Source organism: Streptomyces sp. NBC_00178 (genome assembly GCF_036206005.1).
Classification (GTDB): Bacteria; Actinomycetota; Actinomycetes; order Streptomycetales; family Streptomycetaceae; genus Streptomyces.
The window spans coordinates 1,837,312-1,853,025 of sequence record NZ_CP108143.1 but is presented as its reverse complement, the minus strand read 5'-3'; the positions used below and the strand labels follow the sequence as shown (position 1 = coordinate 1,853,025).

The window sequence follows — 15,714 nt, the reverse complement described above, 5'->3', positions numbered from 1 at the left end:
GCGGCGGCGTCCCCGGCGGCGGCGGTCCCAGGGGAGGGCCCCTGGCGTCAGATGCCCACTCCGTCCCCGGGCAGGGACACTCCGCGGCCCGCGAAGAACCGTTCGAAGACCGGCAGCGGCAGGGTCGCGTCACGCGTCCCCGCCGTCGTGCCCGACGGGTTGTGGAAGTGCACGCCGTCGCCGTCCGCCGCTCGGGCGGTGACCAGCACGAGGTGGCCGCCGCGCCCGGGGGCCGGCGTCCGCGGATGCCTGATGCCGTAGTGCACCGAGGCCATGACGCTCCGGCCCTCGTCCAGCAGTCCGAGCAGCCCGGCGGGGGACAGGTCGCGGTGGACGACCGCGTCGAGGCCGTGCACCTCGGACGCGTACCGGGCGAAGGGGGCGTAGACCAGGCCCTTGATCACGCCGTCGCCGTCCTCGGTGTAGGCGTCGTACTTCACCGCTCCGTCCCGCAGGGTGAACAGGTCCGGCGAGGCCGGGCCCAGGGCCATGCGCAGACACGTCATGCCGCACAGATGGCCGGACCAGCGCGCGTACTCGGCGGGCGACGAGGCGCCCGACTCCACCCAGCGGGGGTCCTCCGCGGGGTCGAGGCCGCCCTCGACGATCGCGCCCACCAGATCCGGCGAGGCGAACTGCGTGAGGACGGGTACGCCACAGGTCCGGCAGGTCGTCACTGGCGGTATCCGTTCAGGAAGCGGCCGATGCGGCTGATCGCCGCGTCCAGGTCGTCGGCGTGCGGCAGGGTGAGGATGCGGAAGTGGTCCGGGCGGGGCCAGTTGAAACCGGTGCCCTGCACCACCTGGATCTTCTCACGCAGCAGCAGATCGAGGACGAAGCGCTCGTCGTCGACGATCGGGTGCACCTTCGGGTCGATACGCGGGAACGCGTACAGCGCGCCCTTCGGCTTCACGCACGACACCCCGGGGATCTCGTTCAGACGCTCCCACGCCCGGTTGCGCTGTTCGTGGAGCCTGCCGCCCGGGGCGACGAGTTCGCGGATGGTCTGCCGGCCGCCGAGCGCTGCCTGGATCGCGTACTGCGCGGGGGCGTTGGGGCACAGGCGCATGGAGGCGAGTGTGGTGAGCCCCTCCAGGTAGCTGCGGGCGTGCTGCTGAGGCCCGGACACGACCATCCAGCCCGAGCGGAACCCGGCGACGCGGTAGGTCTTGGACAGCCCGCTGAAGGTGAGGCAGAACAGGTCCGGTGCCAGGACCGCCACGCTGTGGTGCTCGGCGTCGTCGTAGAGGATCTGGTCGTAGATCTCGTCGGCGAAGACCATCAGGCCGTGCCTGCGGGCGAGGTCGAGCATCCCGTCGAGGACCTCGCGGGAGTAGACGGCACCCGTGGGGTTGTTCGGGTTGATGATCACCAGGGCCCGGGTGCGGTCGGTGATCTTGGACGCCATGTCGGCGAGGTCGGGGTTCCAGTCCGCCCCCTCGTCGCAGGTGTAGTGGACGGCCCGGCCGCCCGCCAGTGTGGTGACCGCGGTCCAGAGCGGGTAGTCGGGGCTGGGGATCAGGATCTCGTCGCCGTCCTCCAGCAGCGCCTGCACCGCCATGGAGATCAGCTCGGACACCCCGTTGCCGAGGAAGACGTCGTCCACGTCGACCTCGGCGAGTCCCATCGCCTGGTAACGCTGGGCCACGGCGCGGCGCGCGGACAGGATGCCGCGCGAATCGGTGTAGCCGTGCGCCTGGGGGAGCATCCGGATCATGTCCTGGACGATTTCCTCCGGCGCCTCGAACCCGAAGAGCGCCGGATTGCCCGTGTTGAGCCGCAGGACGCTGTGGCCCGCTTCCTCGAGGGCGTTCGCCTGCTCGATGACCGGACCCCGGATCTCGTAACAGACCTCGTCGAGCTTGCTGGACTGCCGGAACTCCATGCGGTGCCTCCCCAACCCTGGATTGCGATACTTGGTTTTACCAAGCTCGGGCTTGGAAAGTCCAACAACATGTCTAGACTGCGTCTCATGCCTCGTCAGCAACAGCCCGCACGCCCGGCCCGCCGCCGGAGTTACGACCAGTACTGCGCCGCCGCGCGCGCCCTCGACTCCGTCGGCGACCGGTGGACGCTGCTGATCGTCCGTGAACTGCTGGCGGGACCGCGCCGGTACACCGACCTGCACGCCGATCTGCCCGGCGTCAGCACGGACGTGCTGGCCTCCCGGCTGAAGGACATGGAGCAGGGCGGTCTCGCCGTGCGCCGCAGGCTTCCGCCTCCCGCGGCGGCGGCGGTCTACGAACTGACCGAACACGGCCGCGGGCTGCTCCCCGTCCTCACGGCGCTCGCCCACTGGGGGGCGCCCGCCCTCGCCGAACGCCGGCCCACGGACGCGGTCAGGGCGCACTGGTTCGCGCTGCCCCTGCTGCGCGCCCTGGACGGCCTCGCTCACGAAGGGGTCGTCGAAGTCAAGCTGGAGGAAGGCGAGTTCCACATCCGCACCGGTGACCGGGCAGCCGGTGGCCAGGCGTACGGCTACGGTCCGGCCGGGCAGCCGGACGCCCGTCTCGTCCTCACCACCGAAGTGGCCCTGGCCATCGGGCGCGGCGACCGCACGCTCGCCGAGGCGGTGCGGGACGGCGACGCTCAGGTGCTCGGCGACGGTCCCCTCGCCGACGGGATCCGCGCCGGCCGACCGCAGCGCGCCTGACGCCCTGAGCCCAACTCGCGGGTACCGTGTGGGCGTTCATCGGGCACGGATGCTGAGGAGTCGTTCATGGGATTCGGCGGGACGGTCGGTGCGAGGAACGGGAGCGGTGCGAGCAGGCGGCGGGCGTGGCGCAGGGCCCTGCTCGTCGGCGCGGGTGTCGGCGTGCTGGGACTGCTGCCCGCGGCCGCGGTCGCCACACCGGGCAGCGGGGTGAGTGCCACGGTCGTCGCCGTCGGCACGTCGGAGGGCAAGCTCAAGGTGAAGACCCCGAAGGGCCGCACCGACGTGACCTTCAGGGAGATCACCGTGGCGCCCGGCGGGTCCACCGGCTGGCACACCCACAGCGGGCAGTTGATCGCCGTCGTCAAGTCCGGGACGCTGACCAGGACGCTCGACGACTGCTCGGTCGAGGTGACGCCCGCGGGGACGTCCTTCATCGAGCCGTCGGGCACCCGCCACCGGCACATCGGACGCAACCTCGGGACGGAGCCCGTCGTGCTGTGGGTGACCTACCTGCTCCCCGCGGGCAGCGCGCTCTCCGACGACGCGGACGCGGTGGACTGTCCTCCCGCCCGGGGCGAGTCCGCCGGCTGAACCGGCACCGGCCACGGGCCACGCGGGACCCCCGCGCATCACGACGCGCCGGGAGCGATGATGCATACGTGCGATACGAAGCCATCACCTGGGACAAGCTGGCCGTCACGCTCGCGGCCCACGCCGACGGACTCGAACCGGCCGACGGCGGGCCCTGGCTGCGGATCGGCGTCGACGGCGCACCGGCGGCCCGCCCGGACGAACCCGCCGGGCGCCTGGCCGAGGCGCTGCGCGCCCTCGGACGCCCCGTCCTCACCGTCTCCACCGGCGGCTTCCTGCGGCCCGCCAGCCTGCGCTACGAGTACGGCAAACACGACCCCGACAGCTACGCCGACGGCTGGTTCGACACCGGTGCGCTGTGGCGCGAGGTGTTCCGGCCGACGGACGCGGGCGGCAGCGGACGTGTGCTGCCCGACCTCTGGGACCCCGTCACGGACCGGGCGACCCGCAGCCCGTACGTCGAACTGCCCGCGGGCGGGGTGCTCGTCCTGCACGGCCCGCTGCTCCTCGGCCAGTGGTTCCCCTTCGACCTCGGCATCCACCTGAGCCTCACCCCGGGGGCGCTCCGGCGGCGCACCGCCCAGGACGAGCGGTGGACGCTGCCGGCCTTCGCGCGGTACGACGACGAGGTCGCACCGGCCTCCCGGGCGGATGTGGTCGTACGCGCCGACGACCCCCGGCACCCGGCGTGGACCGGTCTCGGCGGGTGACTACGAGGGCGGGAGCGGACCCGGACGCCCGCCCACCGTGGCGACCGCCTCCGCCCCCGCCCGGCAGCCCGCTCCCGCTGCCGAGACCTCGTCCGCCCCGGCGACGAGGGCCGCGAGGAAACCCCCGGTGAACGCGTCGCCCGCCCCCGTCGAGTCCACCGGCACCGCTCCGGCCGCCGCGGGCACACGGGCGGTGACCGCGCCGCCCGACGCCAGGACGACACCCCGGTCCCCGAGTGTGACGGCGACCCGGCCGACGTGACGGCTCAGTTTGGCGGCCGCGTCCGCCGGATCGGGCAGCCCGGTCAGCTCGCGGGCCTCGTCCGCGTTGGGGAGCAGCAGGTCCACTCCGGCGACCAGGTCGAGGAACGCCCCCGCGCCGAACCCCGCCAGGAAACCGGCCGACGCCGGGTCCACGCTCGCCGGCACGCCCCGCAGCCGTGCCTCGCGCAGGGCCAGCAGGGCCGTCGTCCGGCTGGGTTCCCCGAACAGGAGATAACCCGACACGTGAAGACGGGCGACACCGTCGAGCAACGCCGGGGACCAGTCGTCGGGGCACAGACGCAGAACCGCGCCGCTGTCGGTGAGGAAGGTGCGCTCCGCCGAGGGGTCGACGAGGGCCACCACCGTGCCGGTCGGCACCTCCTCGTCCACGGCCAGCAGCGGGCACACGCCGGCACTCCGCAGCACCTCCCCGTGCCAGGACGCCGACCCGGCCCCGGCACGGGCCAGCAGGCGGACGGTCCCGCACCCCGAACGCGCCGCCCAGCAGGCCACGTTGGCACCCGCGCCACCGGGCAGCGTGGTGATCCGTGCGGACGTGTCCGTGCCGTGGACCGGCGCCGAGGAGTGCCGGACGACCACATCGGTCACCACCTCCCCGACGACGAGCAGCGCACCGGCGTCCACCGCGCCGCCGCTCGCCGAAGCGGCGTTCGCGGAGCCGCCGTTCACCGTGCCGCCGCGACGGCGATCCGCGCGGCGAGGCGCACATTCCCGCGTACGGCCGCGAGGTTGGCCTCCAGGGAGGCGCCGCCGGTCTCCCGCATCAGGTACTCCAGGAGGAACGGGGTGACGGCCTGCCCCGTGACGCTCTTGCCCCGGCAGGCGTCCAGGGCACGGGCGAGCACCCGGTCGTGCAGTTCCGGATCCAGCTGCTCCTTCTCGGGCACCGGATTGGCGACGATCAGGGACGCCCGCGCGCCGCCCAGCTCCTCCCGGGCCCGCATCACCTCCGCCACCTCCTGCGGCGTGCGCACCGTCCAGTCGACCGGCTCGCCGGAACTGCTCAGATAGAACCCGGGGAAGTGTTCCGTGCCGTAACCGAGCACGGCCACGCCCAGGGTCTCCAGGCGCTGAAGGGTGGCGGGCACGTCCAGGATCGACTTCACGCCCGCGCACACCACCGTGATGCCGGTCCGGGCGAGGAGGCGGAGGTCGGCGGACTCGTCCTGGGTCTGCGTCCACTCCCGGTGCACACCGCCGAGCCCGCCGGTCGCGAAGACGCGCAGGCCGGCCCCGGCCGCGAGGAAGGCCGTCGCCGACACGGTGGTCGCCCCGCTCGCGCCCAGGGCCAGCGCGGGAGCGAGATCGCGGTGACCCAGCTTGCGCACGTCCGGGTCGACGGCGATCCGCTCCAACTGGGGTGCGGTCAGGCCCACGTGCGCCCGTCCGTCCAGCACGGCGATCGTGGCCGGCACGGCTCCCGCCTCGCGCACGGCCTCCTCCAGTTCCTCCGCGACCCGGAGATTGCGGGGGCGCGGCAGGCCGTGCGCGATGATCGTCGACTCCAGCGCGACGACGGGTGCCCCCGCGCCGAGGGCTTCGCGCACCTCGGCGGAGAACAACGGGGCGTAGGGGCCGGTCTTCTGATGGTCCGACGTCGTCGATGACGATGGGTTCAGAGGCATGCCCCATCCCTGTCGCGGGGGGCACGGCCGCAAACCCGCACGGCCGGGTCGGCCGCATCCCGCCCGGGGATCAGGCCTTCGCGGAGTCCGGTTCCGGCCGCGCGAGCGACCTGCGCAGCGCCAGCGCCGCCATCGGCAGGAGGAGGCAGGCGGCGGCCGCGTTGAGCCAGCCGTATCCCAGCCGGGAGACGATCACTCCGGCCAGGGCGCCGCCCACGCCGGCCGCCGTGTTCATCGTGAGGTCCGAGAGGCCCTGCACCGCCGCCCTCGCGGCCTGCGGTACGGAGTCCGTGAGCAGCGCCGAACCGGCGACCAGCCCCGCGGACCAGCCGAGGCCCAGGACGAACAGACCCGCGGCCGTCCGGGCGTGACCGCCGCCCGAGGTGCCGGCCAGCAGCGCCGCGCAGCACAGCAGCCCGGCGGCGAGCCCGATCACGGCGAGGCGTCCGACGCGGTCGGCGAGCCGGCCCATGACGGGGGAGAAGGCGTACATCCCCGCGATGTGCCCGCTGATCACCAGACCGATGAGCTGGATGTCCGCCCCGTGGTGTCCGAGGTGCACCGGGGTCATGACCATGATGGAGACCATCGCGGTGTGGGACACCGCGACGGTCACCAGGGCCAGCCTCGCCATCGGGGAGGCGCGCACCGCCGCGACGCCCGCCCGCAGCGAACGGTTCGCGGCGGTCGCCGTGTCCTGGGGAGCGAGCGCCCGGGCGGTCAGCAGCGGGTCCGGACGCAGCAGTACGGCGACCAGGACGCCGGTGATCAGGAAGATGCCCGACGCCCACGCGAAGGGACCCGCCGTCTCGGGCACGAAGGTGTTCCTGAAGACGTGGCTCGCCGGGGCGGCGATGTTGGGACCCAGCACCGAACCGATCGTGGTGGCCCAGATGACGGTGGCGATCGCGCGGCCGCGCCGGTCCGGCTCCGCGAGGTCGACGGCCGCGAACCGGGCCTGGAGATTGGCCGACGAGCCGGCCCCGAAACCGGCCATACCGAGCAACAGCAGCGGGAAACTGCCCAGCACGGTGGCGGTCACGACCAGGAGGGCTCCGGCCGATCCGACCAGATAGGCGAGGACGAGCCCCGGACGCCTGCCCCGTGACGCCATCAGCGCGGCCAGGGGCAGCGACAGGAGCGCCGTGCCCGTCACGGACGCGGTGGGCGCGAGCCCAGACAGCGCCTCGGACCCGCTCACCTCGGCCGCCAGCACCGGGGCGAGGGCGATCCCGACGGCGACGCCGAGGCCGCCGAGTATCTGGCTGCCGATCAGCACGGCGGAGGTCCGGCGCTGCAGCGCGGGCAGATCGGCGGCGGTGATCCGCGAGGGGGAGGAAGCTGTCGTCACCGCCGCAGTGTGCCAGCTCGCACCCGTGTCCGACACCGGCCCAAGGGGAGGGGGCGGGTGCCGCGGCCACGGCGTCGGTCACGCCGCACGGGAAGAACCGGGTGCCGTGGCCGCGGCCGCGTCGACCGGTCGTACCGCACGCGGGAGGCGCGGCCCCGGCGCAGGGTCCGCCCGGCGCCGTACGACCGGGAGCGCCGGGCCGGGATCAGAACAGCGGTTGCGGGAGCACACCCTCCAGGGCCAGCAGCTGCCGCTTCGTCTCCAGCCCTCCGCCGAACCCGCCGAGGCCCCCGTCGCTCTCCACCACCCGGTGGCAGGGCACCACCACGGGCAGCGGGTTGGACCCCATGGCCGCGCCCACGGCCTGTGCCCCGTCGGGCCGGCCGACCCGGGCGGCCAGCTCGCCGTACCCCACGACCGCGCCGTACGGCACCTCGGAGGCCAGCTCGCGGAGCACCTCACGGTGGAAGCCGGAGGCCAGCGACCAGTCCAGCGGGAGGGAGAACTCCCGGAGGTCCCCGGAGAAGTACGCGTCGAGCTGGCGCACCGGCTCGGCCAGCAGCGCCGAGTCCGGCGCCCGGACGGGCTCCGCGGCCAGCCGTGTCCGCAGCTGCGCGAGTGCCCTGTCCCGCACGGCCGGGCGGGCGTGGAAGGCCACGGTCACCAGCCCCGCAGGGGTGGCGGCGAGCAGCAGGGGGCCGATGGCGCTCGGCACGACGCACCACTCCACGACCTGTCCGCCGGTCCCCGTCTCCTCGCTGCTCTCCATGGGGCAACCGTACGGCCCGCCACCGACAACGCCCCGGGACGTGCGATCGGCGGTGGCGTCCCGAACGGCCGGGGGCGTCACCGGGTCGCCTCCACGGCCGGGTGGTCCATGGGGCGCCGTCCGTACCGGTGCCCGTCCGTGCCGATACCCGCCGTCCGCACCGGTGCCCGTCCGTGCCGGCGCCGGTGGCCCCCGGCGCGTCCCGGACCCCGGCGGCGGTGTCCGGCGGCAGCCTTCACACTCTCTGCACCGGGGCTCCCGCCGCCCGTCCCCCGGGCGGCGGGAGCCCCCGGTCACCCGGGACCGGGGGGAGACCCCGCGCGTCCCGTGTCCGGAGGGGGCGGGCGGCGGGTTCCCGATCTCCAGGGGCGGTTTCGGCGGTCGTGCCGTACGCGGCGAGCGCAGTCACCGCGACGGGAGGCAGGCACGCCCGGAGCACCGGCCACCCTCCGGGGGCGGCGGAACGGGGGTGGTCATGATGTGAACGGATTGTCGGGACCGGAACCGGAGCGCCTCCGGGGCCGGATAAAATGCCGTTCTTATGTTTGCTTGCCGGGCCTTGCCCTTTAGGGTCACCCCCGAACCCGGGCCACCGCGAAGGGCGTACACGCATGCAGGGCACAGTTGACGGATTCACCTACGGCCTAGTGACGCCGCTGACGGCGTTCGTCATGGCGTGCCTGGGCGCGGCCCTCGGTCTGCGCTGCACCACCCGGTCCCTGCGCACGCGCGGTGTCTCCAGGGCCGGCTGGCTGGCCCTCGGCGCGACCTCCATCGGCTCGGGCATCTGGACGATGCACTTCATAGCGATGCTGGGCTTCACCGTCCGGGAGGCCCCGGTCACCTACGACCGGCCCCTGACCTACGCGAGCCTCGCCGTCGCGATCCTGATGGTCGGCATCGGCATCTTCCTCGTCGGCTACCGGGGCGCCACGCGCATGGCGCTGGTCACCGGCGGCACCATCACCGGCCTGGGCGTCGCCTCGATGCACTACCTGGGCATGGCCGGAATGAACTTCGACGGCGAGTTCGCCTACGACACCCTCACCGTCTCGCTCTCCGTCGTCATCGCCGTGGTCGCCGCTACAGCGGCGCTGTGGGCGGCGGTCTCCATCCACGGCTTCCTCCCCAGCCTCGGCGCCAGCGTGGTCATGGGCGTGGCCGTGAGCGGCATGCACTACACCGGCATGGCGGCGCTCGTCGTCCACCTGCACCCCGGCGCCGCGGCGGTGCCGCCCGGGGAGGCGCCGACCTCGCTGCTCCTGCCGATGATGGTCGGGCCCGGCTGCTTCCTGCTGCTGGCGGCCGTCGTCGTGATGATCGACCCCCTCGTGGTGACCGGTGGCCCCGACGAGGCCGCGCGGCCGTCCGGGCAGGCGCTCCGGCACGGCGGCCCCATGACCTCGATCCCTGTCCAGCGCCGGCCCCCGCGCCCCTACGAGACCGCCTCGCGCAGGGGGCACCGGCAGTCGCGCGAGCGCTGATCCGCCGCCGTTGTCAGTGGGTGGCCGTACCGTGGTTGCATGCGGCCAGTCTCGAAGATCGAACGTTCCGTGGCGCCTTTCGAGGTCGTCAGTCCCTACCAGCCCAGCGGTGACCAGCCCACGGCGATCGCGGAGCTGGACCGGCGCGTACGCGCGGGCGAGAAGGACGTGGTCCTCCTCGGCGCGACGGGTACGGGCAAGTCGGCCACGACCGCCTGGATGATCGAGAAGCTGCAGCGTCCCACCCTGGTCATGGCACCGAACAAGACGCTCGCCGCCCAGCTGGCCAACGAGTTCCGCGAGCTCCTCCCGAACAACGCGGTGGAGTACTTCGTCTCGTACTACGACTACTACCAGCCCGAGGCGTACGTCCCGCAGTCGGACACCTACATCGAGAAGGACTCCTCGATCAACGAGGAGGTCGAGCGGCTGCGGCACTCCGCCACCAACTCGCTGCTCACCCGGCGCGACGTCGTCGTCGTCGCCTCCGTGTCCTGCATCTACGGCCTCGGCACCCCGCAGGAGTACGTGGACCGGATGGTCCAGCTCAAGGTCGGGGACGAGGTCGACCGCGACGCGCTGCTGCGCCGCTTCGTCGAGATCCAGTACACCCGCAACGACCTCGCGTTCACCCGCGGCACCTTCCGGGTCCGCGGCGACACCATCGAGATCTTCCCGGTGTACGAGGAGCTCGCCGTCCGCATCGAGATGTTCGGCGACGAGATCGAGGCGCTGTCGACCCTCCACCCGCTGACCGGCGAGGTCATCAGCGAGGACCGGTCGCTCCACGTGTTCCCCGCCAGCCACTACGTCGCGGGCCCCGAGCGCATGGAGAAGGCCGTCACCGGCATCGAGCAGGAGCTGGAGCAGCGCCTCGCCGAGCTGGAGAAGCAGGGCAAGATGCTGGAGGCCCAGCGGCTGCGCATGCGCACCACGTACGACATCGAGATGCTCCGCCAGATCGGCACCTGCTCCGGCGTCGAGAACTACTCGATGCACTTCGACGGCCGCCTCCCGGGCACGGCCCCCAACACGCTCCTCGACTACTTCCCCGAGGACTTCCTCCTCGTCCTGGACGAGTCGCACGTGACCGTGCCCCAGATCGGGGCGATGTACGAGGGCGACGCCTCCCGCAAGCGGACCCTCGTCGACCACGGTTTCCGGCTGCCCTCGGCCCTGGACAACCGCCCGCTGAAGTGGGAGGAGTTCCTCGGCCGGATCAACCAGACGGTGTACCTCTCCGCGACCCCCGGGAAGTACGAGCTCTCCCGCGGCGACGGGTTCGTCGAGCAGATCATCCGGCCCACCGGGCTCGTGGACCCGGAGGTCGTGGTCAAGCCCACCGAGGGCCAGATCGACGACCTGGTCCACGAGATCCGCAAGCGGACCGAGAAGGACGAGAGGGTCCTGGTCACCACCCTCACGAAGAAGATGTCCGAGGACCTCACCGACTACTTCCTCGAACTCGGCATCCAGGTCCGCTACCTCCACAGCGACGTGGACACCCTGCGCCGCATCGAGCTGCTGCGTGAGCTGCGCTCCGGGGAGTACGACGTCCTGGTCGGCATCAACCTCCTGCGCGAGGGTCTCGACCTGCCGGAGGTGTCGCTCGTCGCCATCCTCGACGCCGACAAGCAGGGCTTCCTGCGCTCGGGCACCTCGCTGATCCAGACCATCGGCCGCGCCGCCCGTAACGTCTCGGGGCAGGTCCACATGTACGCCGACAAGATCACCCCCGCGATGGCGCAGGCGATCGACGAGACCAACCGGCGCCGCGAGAAGCAGATCGCCTACAACACCGAGCGCGGTGTGGACCCGCAGCCGCTCCGCAAGAAGATCAACGACATCGTCGCGTCCATCGCCCGCGAGGAGGTCGACACCGAGCAGCTGCTCGGCACCGGCTACCGGCAGGCGAAGGACACCAAGGCGCCCGTCCCGTCGCTCGGCGGCAAGGCCGCCGCGGGGGGCAAGGCGAAGAAGGGGGCCGTGGCGGTCACCGACCGCCCCGCGGCCGAGCTCGCCGGGATCATCGAGGAGATGACGGACCGGATGCGGGCGGCCGCCGCCGACCTGCAGTTCGAGGTGGCCGCCCGGCTGCGGGACGAGGTGGGGGAGCTGAAGAAGGAGCTGCGCCAGATGAGGGAGGCGGGGCTGGCCTGACCGGTGGGGCACGCAGTGTTGCAGGACCGACACAAAAACGGTCCGCCACTGCTTCTCGCCGCGGCGGACTGGCTAGGGTGCGGGGACGCCGCACACCGATGGTTGCGGGGCAAGCGGAGAGGGGACAGCGCGTGACGGTCAACATGACCAAGGGCCAGGCCATCAGCCTGCAGAAGAGCGACGGGGGGACCCTGACCGCGGTACGGATGGGGCTCGGCTGGCAGGCGGCCCCGCGCCGCGGGCTGTTCGGTTCGCGCACCCGGGAGATCGACCTGGACGCCTCGGCGGTGCTCTTCGCCGACAAGCAGCCCGTGGACGTCGTGTTCTTCCGCCACCTCGTCAGCGACGACGGCTCGGTCAAGCACACCGGCGACAACCTGGTCGGCGGCGCGGGTTCGGGCGGCGACGACGAGGCCATCCTCGTGGACCTCCAGCGGGTCCCGGTCCACATCGACCAGATCGTCTTCACGGTGAACTCCTTCACCGGCCAGACGTTCCAGGAGGTACAGAACGCCTTCTGCCGCATCGTCGACGAGACCAACGGCCAGGAGCTCGCCCGCTACACGCTCGACGGCGGGGGCCAGTACACGGCGCAGATCATGGCGAAGGTGCACCGCTCCGGCGCCGGATGGCAGATGACCGCCCTCGGAAACCCCGCCAACGGCCGGACCTTCCAGGACCTGATGCCGGCGATCCTGCCGCACCTGTAGAGCCACGGGGCCCGCACCCGGTCCGCGGTATCCGTACGAGCAGCTCCCGGAGGCGACGGCCGCCGGGAGCTGCGCCCATGGCAGGGCTCCACATCGAACGTCGAGGGGACAGGGCAATGACGGCCGAGCTGGTCCGGGGGCAGAACCACGTCCTGCCCCGGACACGTCTGGAGATCAGGGTGTCGGCGGGCACGCCCGTCATCGCCGGGGCCACCCTCGGGGACGAGCGGGGCACGGTGCGCGGCGTCGAGTGGATCGCCCATCCCAGCTCGCACCGGCTTCCCGGGCTGGAGGTCTCCCGGCAGGCGGCGGCCGATCACCGCCTCGCCGTCGACCTCGACGCCCTGCCCGACGCGGCGCACCGCGTCACCGTCCTCCTCGCGCTGCCCCTCGGGGCCGGACGGCCCGGCCGGTTCGGCGCCGTCGCCGCCCCGTTCGTCGCGGTCACGGGACTCGACGGCACGGAGATCGCCACGTACACCCTGACGGGACTGGACACCGAGTCGGCGGTGACCGCCGTCGAGCTCTACCGCCGCCAGGGCGTCTGGAAGGTGCGTGCCGTAGGCCAGGGGTACGCCGCGGGGCTCGCCGGGATGCTCGCCGACCAGGGCCTTCCCGAGGCGGCGGAGCTGGCCGCCGCCATCCAGGAGGCGGTGGCCTCCGGGCTCGCGCGCTCCGTGGCGCCCCCGCCGCGTACCCCGGAGGGTGAGCGGGTCCGCCACCCCGCGGGCCCTGTGCCGACCGCGGGTGACACCCTGCCCGCCGCCCCGGTGCCCGGCCCGTCCCCCGCCCCGCCGGGCGAACGCACGGCCCCGCAGGGCGCCGACGCCGCCGGCGGACCCATCGACTACGCGCACCCGCGCCGCCAGACCTCCGCCCCGCCCCCGCCCCCGCCGGCGGCGTCCCCGGCCGCGCCGGGACAGCCCGCGCGGCCCGTCGCGGGCGACGCCACGGGCTGGTCCATGGACGAGCGGCTCTACAACCAGATCTGGGGCATGTTCGAGGACCTCGCCCGCGCGGTCGCCGCCCACCGCAGCGCCGTCGACTTCGCCGAGTCCCGCATGGACCAGGAGCTCGAAAGGACGCTCTCCGACCCGCGCAGCCGCATAGGGGGGACGGGGGACCGGGCGCGGGCGGAGGCCATGGCCAAGCGGGAGGAGCTGACGGCCCGGGCGCGGGAGGCGCTCGACCGTGACCTGGCCCAGCTGGCCGCGGAGTCCGACGTCGTCGAGCCGGCCCTGCCCGCCGCGTACGCGGGCTGGGACAACCCGGTCTGGCACGGCTACCGCGTTCCCATGGAGATCCCGATGGCGCTGCGCATCGGTGACCTCCACCTCCCCGAGCGGGCCGGCCTGCGCATCCCGTTGCTCGTGAGGCTGCCGCTGGAGCGGGGCATCTGGGTCGACAGCGGGCGCACCGCCTCCGAGGCCGCCGCCGCCACCGGCGGTGACCAGTTGCGCCGGCTCGCGATGGAGACCGCGGTCGCCCTCGCGGTACGGCTCCTCGCCGTCTATCCCGCCCACGAGTTCTCCGTCCACGTCATCGACCCGGCGGGCTCCGGGGCCGGTGCCCTCGCACCCCTGGTCGCCTCGGGCGCCCTCGACGGGCCGCCGGCCGCGGGCGCCGCGGGCGTGTCCTCGGTGCTGGCGCGGCTCACCCGGCGCGTGGACCTGGTGCAGATGGCGGTCCGGGCCGGCGCCGCCGCCTCGCTGCCACCGGACCTGGACCCCGGCGAGCAGCTGCTGATGGTCCACGACTTCCCGCACGGTTTCGACGACCGCGCCGTCACCCAGCTGCGCTATCTCGCGGACGAGGGCCCCTCGGTGGGCGTGCACCTGATGATGGTGGCCGACCGGGAGGACGCCCGCGCCTACGGCCCGGTGCTCGACCCCCTGTGGCGCTCCCTGCTGCGCGTCACCCCCGTGGCCGACGACCACCTCGCCGACCCCTGGGTGGGGCACGCGTGGACGTACGAGCCCCTTCGGATCCCTGGGGGCAGCCGCGTCCTGGAACAGGTCCTCGCGCGGGTGGCGGCGGCCCGGCGAGACGGCCGCCACTGAGGGCCGAAGCCCCCACGGGCTCGCGCCCACCTCGCCCCTGACCAGGTGCTTTGATCATGGCTTGGTGAGGACTTTACCGTTTCTTGGTGCTTCATGTACTGTTCTTGGTGCGGAGGGGAGTACTCCCGATCGCGACGTTCCCGTCAGTACGGACTGTGACCGGTCCCGGGGCGTCGGCCCGGCGCGCAGCCTGCGCTCCCGGGTGGAAGAGACCTCCGGCAGCGACGACGCTGATCTATAGCCGTAGCGAACTGCCGGAGGCGCAGTGGACGTTTCATGGACTCTCTGGGTACTGACCATCCTCGGTCTGAGTGCCCTCATCGCCGTCGACTTCTTCATCGGGCGCAAGCCCCATGACGTGTCGACCAAGGAAGCCGGAATCTGGACCGTCGTCTGGATCGCGCTCGCCGCACTCTTCGGGCTCGGCCTGCTGGTCTTCGGCGAGAGCCAGGCCTCGGGCGAGTTCTTCGCCGGCTTCATCACCGAGAAGTCGCTCAGCGTCGACAACCTCTTCGTCTTCGTCCTGATCATGGCGAAGTTCTCGGTGCCCTCCCACCTGCAGCAGCGGGTACTGCTCGTCGGTGTGCTGATCGCCCTGGTCCTGCGCGCGATCTTCATCGCCGCCGGTGCCGCGGTCATCGCCAACTTCTCGTGGATCTTCTACATCTTCGGCGCGTTCCTGATCTACACCGCCTGGAAGCTGATCCAGGAGGCGCGGGCCGACGAGGAGGACGAGGAGTTCGAGGAGAACCGCCTCCTCAAGTCGATCGAGCACCGCTTCGGCGTCGCCGACAAGTACCACGGCACCAAGCTCTTCATCCGGAACAACGGCAAGCGCGTCATGACCCCGCTCATGGTGGTCATGCTCGCCATCGGCACCACCGATGTGCTCTTCGCGCTCGACTCCATCCCCGCGATCTTCGGCCTGACCCAGGACCCGTACATCGTGTTCACGGCCAACGCCTTCGCCCTGATGGGTCTGCGGCAGCTGTACTTCCTCATCGGCGGCCTGCTGAAGAAGCTGGTCCACCTCAGCTACGGCCTGTCGGTGATCCTCGGATTCATCGGGGTCAAGCTGGTGCTGCACGCACTGCACGAGTCCGGGGTGCACGTCCCCGAGATCTCCATCCCGTTCTCCCTCACCGTCATCTGCGGCGTCCTGGTGGTCACCACGATCACCAGCCTGATCGCCACCAGGAAGAAGACGGCGGCCGAGGAGGACGTCACGGAGGACGGCAACGAGAACGTCGGCGCGCGGAAGTAGCGCCGGGCGGACAAGCCGACGGCCGGGCCCCCTGGGGGTGCCCGGCCGT

General features: G+C 72.7%; 14 protein-coding genes. 8 read left to right on the top strand and 6 right to left on the bottom strand.

Annotated elements, in window-relative coordinates; genetic code table 11:
• Positions 1 to 47: 47 nt before the first annotated feature.
• Together OHT61_RS08005 and OHT61_RS08000 are read right to left on the bottom strand one after the other, a co-directional pair.
• Positions 48 to 677 (bottom strand): peptidase, encoded by a 630-nt coding sequence (locus OHT61_RS08005; protein ID WP_329036323.1) that lies wholly within the window; start codon positions 675 to 677, stop codon positions 48 to 50.
• Positions 674 to 1,885 (bottom strand): pyridoxal phosphate-dependent aminotransferase, encoded by a 1,212-nt coding sequence (locus OHT61_RS08000; protein ID WP_329036322.1) that lies wholly within the window; start codon positions 1,883 to 1,885, stop codon positions 674 to 676. Before OHT61_RS08000 ends, OHT61_RS08005 begins: the two co-directional genes overlap by 4 nt.
• Before the next feature lie 87 nt (positions 1,886 to 1,972).
• On the opposite strand from OHT61_RS08000, the gene OHT61_RS07995 reads away from it, so the two are divergent.
• From OHT61_RS07995 to OHT61_RS07985, 3 genes are all read left to right on the top strand, one after another.
• Positions 1,973 to 2,653, top strand: a complete 681-nt coding sequence (locus tag OHT61_RS07995) for a winged helix-turn-helix transcriptional regulator (RefSeq protein WP_329036320.1) — start codon at positions 1,973 to 1,975, stop codon at positions 2,651 to 2,653.
• 66 nt (positions 2,654 to 2,719) lie between these two features.
• Positions 2,720 to 3,247: a cupin domain-containing protein gene (locus tag OHT61_RS07990; RefSeq protein WP_329036319.1), complete on the top strand. Its 528-nt coding sequence runs from the start codon at positions 2,720 to 2,722 to the stop codon at positions 3,245 to 3,247.
• A gap of 68 nt (positions 3,248 to 3,315) precedes the next feature.
• Positions 3,316 to 3,957, top strand: coding sequence for a uridine kinase (locus OHT61_RS07985; RefSeq protein WP_329036318.1), 642 nt, complete (start codon positions 3,316 to 3,318; stop codon positions 3,955 to 3,957).
• Here the strand turns inward: OHT61_RS07985 and OHT61_RS07980 are convergent, their stop codons facing one another.
• The 4 genes from OHT61_RS07980 to OHT61_RS07965 form a co-directional block, all read right to left on the bottom strand.
• Positions 3,958 to 4,911 (bottom strand): carbohydrate kinase family protein, encoded by a 954-nt coding sequence (locus tag OHT61_RS07980; RefSeq protein WP_329036317.1) that lies wholly within the window; start codon positions 4,909 to 4,911, stop codon positions 3,958 to 3,960. It lies immediately after the preceding gene.
• Positions 4,908 to 5,867, bottom strand: coding sequence for a pseudouridine-5'-phosphate glycosidase (locus tag OHT61_RS07975; RefSeq protein ID WP_329036315.1), 960 nt, complete (start codon positions 5,865 to 5,867; stop codon positions 4,908 to 4,910). Before OHT61_RS07975 ends, OHT61_RS07980 begins: the two co-directional genes overlap by 4 nt.
• A 70-nt stretch (positions 5,868 to 5,937) precedes the next feature.
• On the bottom strand, positions 5,938 to 7,218 hold the full coding sequence (locus tag OHT61_RS07970) for an MFS transporter (protein ID WP_329036313.1): 1,281 nt from the start codon (positions 7,216 to 7,218) through the stop codon (positions 5,938 to 5,940).
• Between the two features lie 205 nt (positions 7,219 to 7,423).
• On the bottom strand, positions 7,424 to 7,987 hold the full coding sequence (locus OHT61_RS07965; RefSeq protein WP_329036311.1) for a methylated-DNA--[protein]-cysteine S-methyltransferase: 564 nt from the start codon (positions 7,985 to 7,987) through the stop codon (positions 7,424 to 7,426).
• A 611-nt stretch (positions 7,988 to 8,598) separates the two neighbouring features.
• On the opposite strand from OHT61_RS07965, the gene OHT61_RS07960 reads away from it, so the two are divergent.
• The 5 genes from OHT61_RS07960 to OHT61_RS07940 all read left to right on the top strand — a co-directional run bounded on the left by OHT61_RS07960 (position 8,599) and on the right by OHT61_RS07940 (position 15,665).
• The gene (locus OHT61_RS07960; protein WP_329036310.1) at positions 8,599 to 9,471 is read left to right on the top strand and encodes an MHYT domain-containing protein; all 873 of its coding nucleotides are present in this window, start codon (positions 8,599 to 8,601) and stop codon (positions 9,469 to 9,471) included.
• Positions 9,472 to 9,510: 39 nt separating this feature from the next.
• On the top strand, positions 9,511 to 11,631 hold the full coding sequence (uvrB, locus tag OHT61_RS07955) for an excinuclease ABC subunit UvrB (RefSeq protein WP_329036309.1): 2,121 nt from the start codon (positions 9,511 to 9,513) through the stop codon (positions 11,629 to 11,631).
• A 131-nt stretch (positions 11,632 to 11,762) separates the two neighbouring features.
• Positions 11,763 to 12,341, top strand: coding sequence for a TerD family protein (locus OHT61_RS07950; protein WP_329036306.1), 579 nt, complete (start codon positions 11,763 to 11,765; stop codon positions 12,339 to 12,341).
• Between the two features lie 116 nt (positions 12,342 to 12,457).
• Positions 12,458 to 14,401 (top strand): TerD family protein, encoded by a 1,944-nt coding sequence (locus OHT61_RS07945; RefSeq protein WP_329036304.1) that lies wholly within the window; start codon positions 12,458 to 12,460, stop codon positions 14,399 to 14,401.
• 265 nt (positions 14,402 to 14,666) lie between these two features.
• Complete coding sequence (locus OHT61_RS07940) at positions 14,667 to 15,665, top strand: TerC family protein (protein WP_329036303.1); 999 nt, start codon at positions 14,667 to 14,669, stop codon at positions 15,663 to 15,665.
• The last annotated feature ends 49 nt before the right edge of the window (positions 15,666 to 15,714 follow it).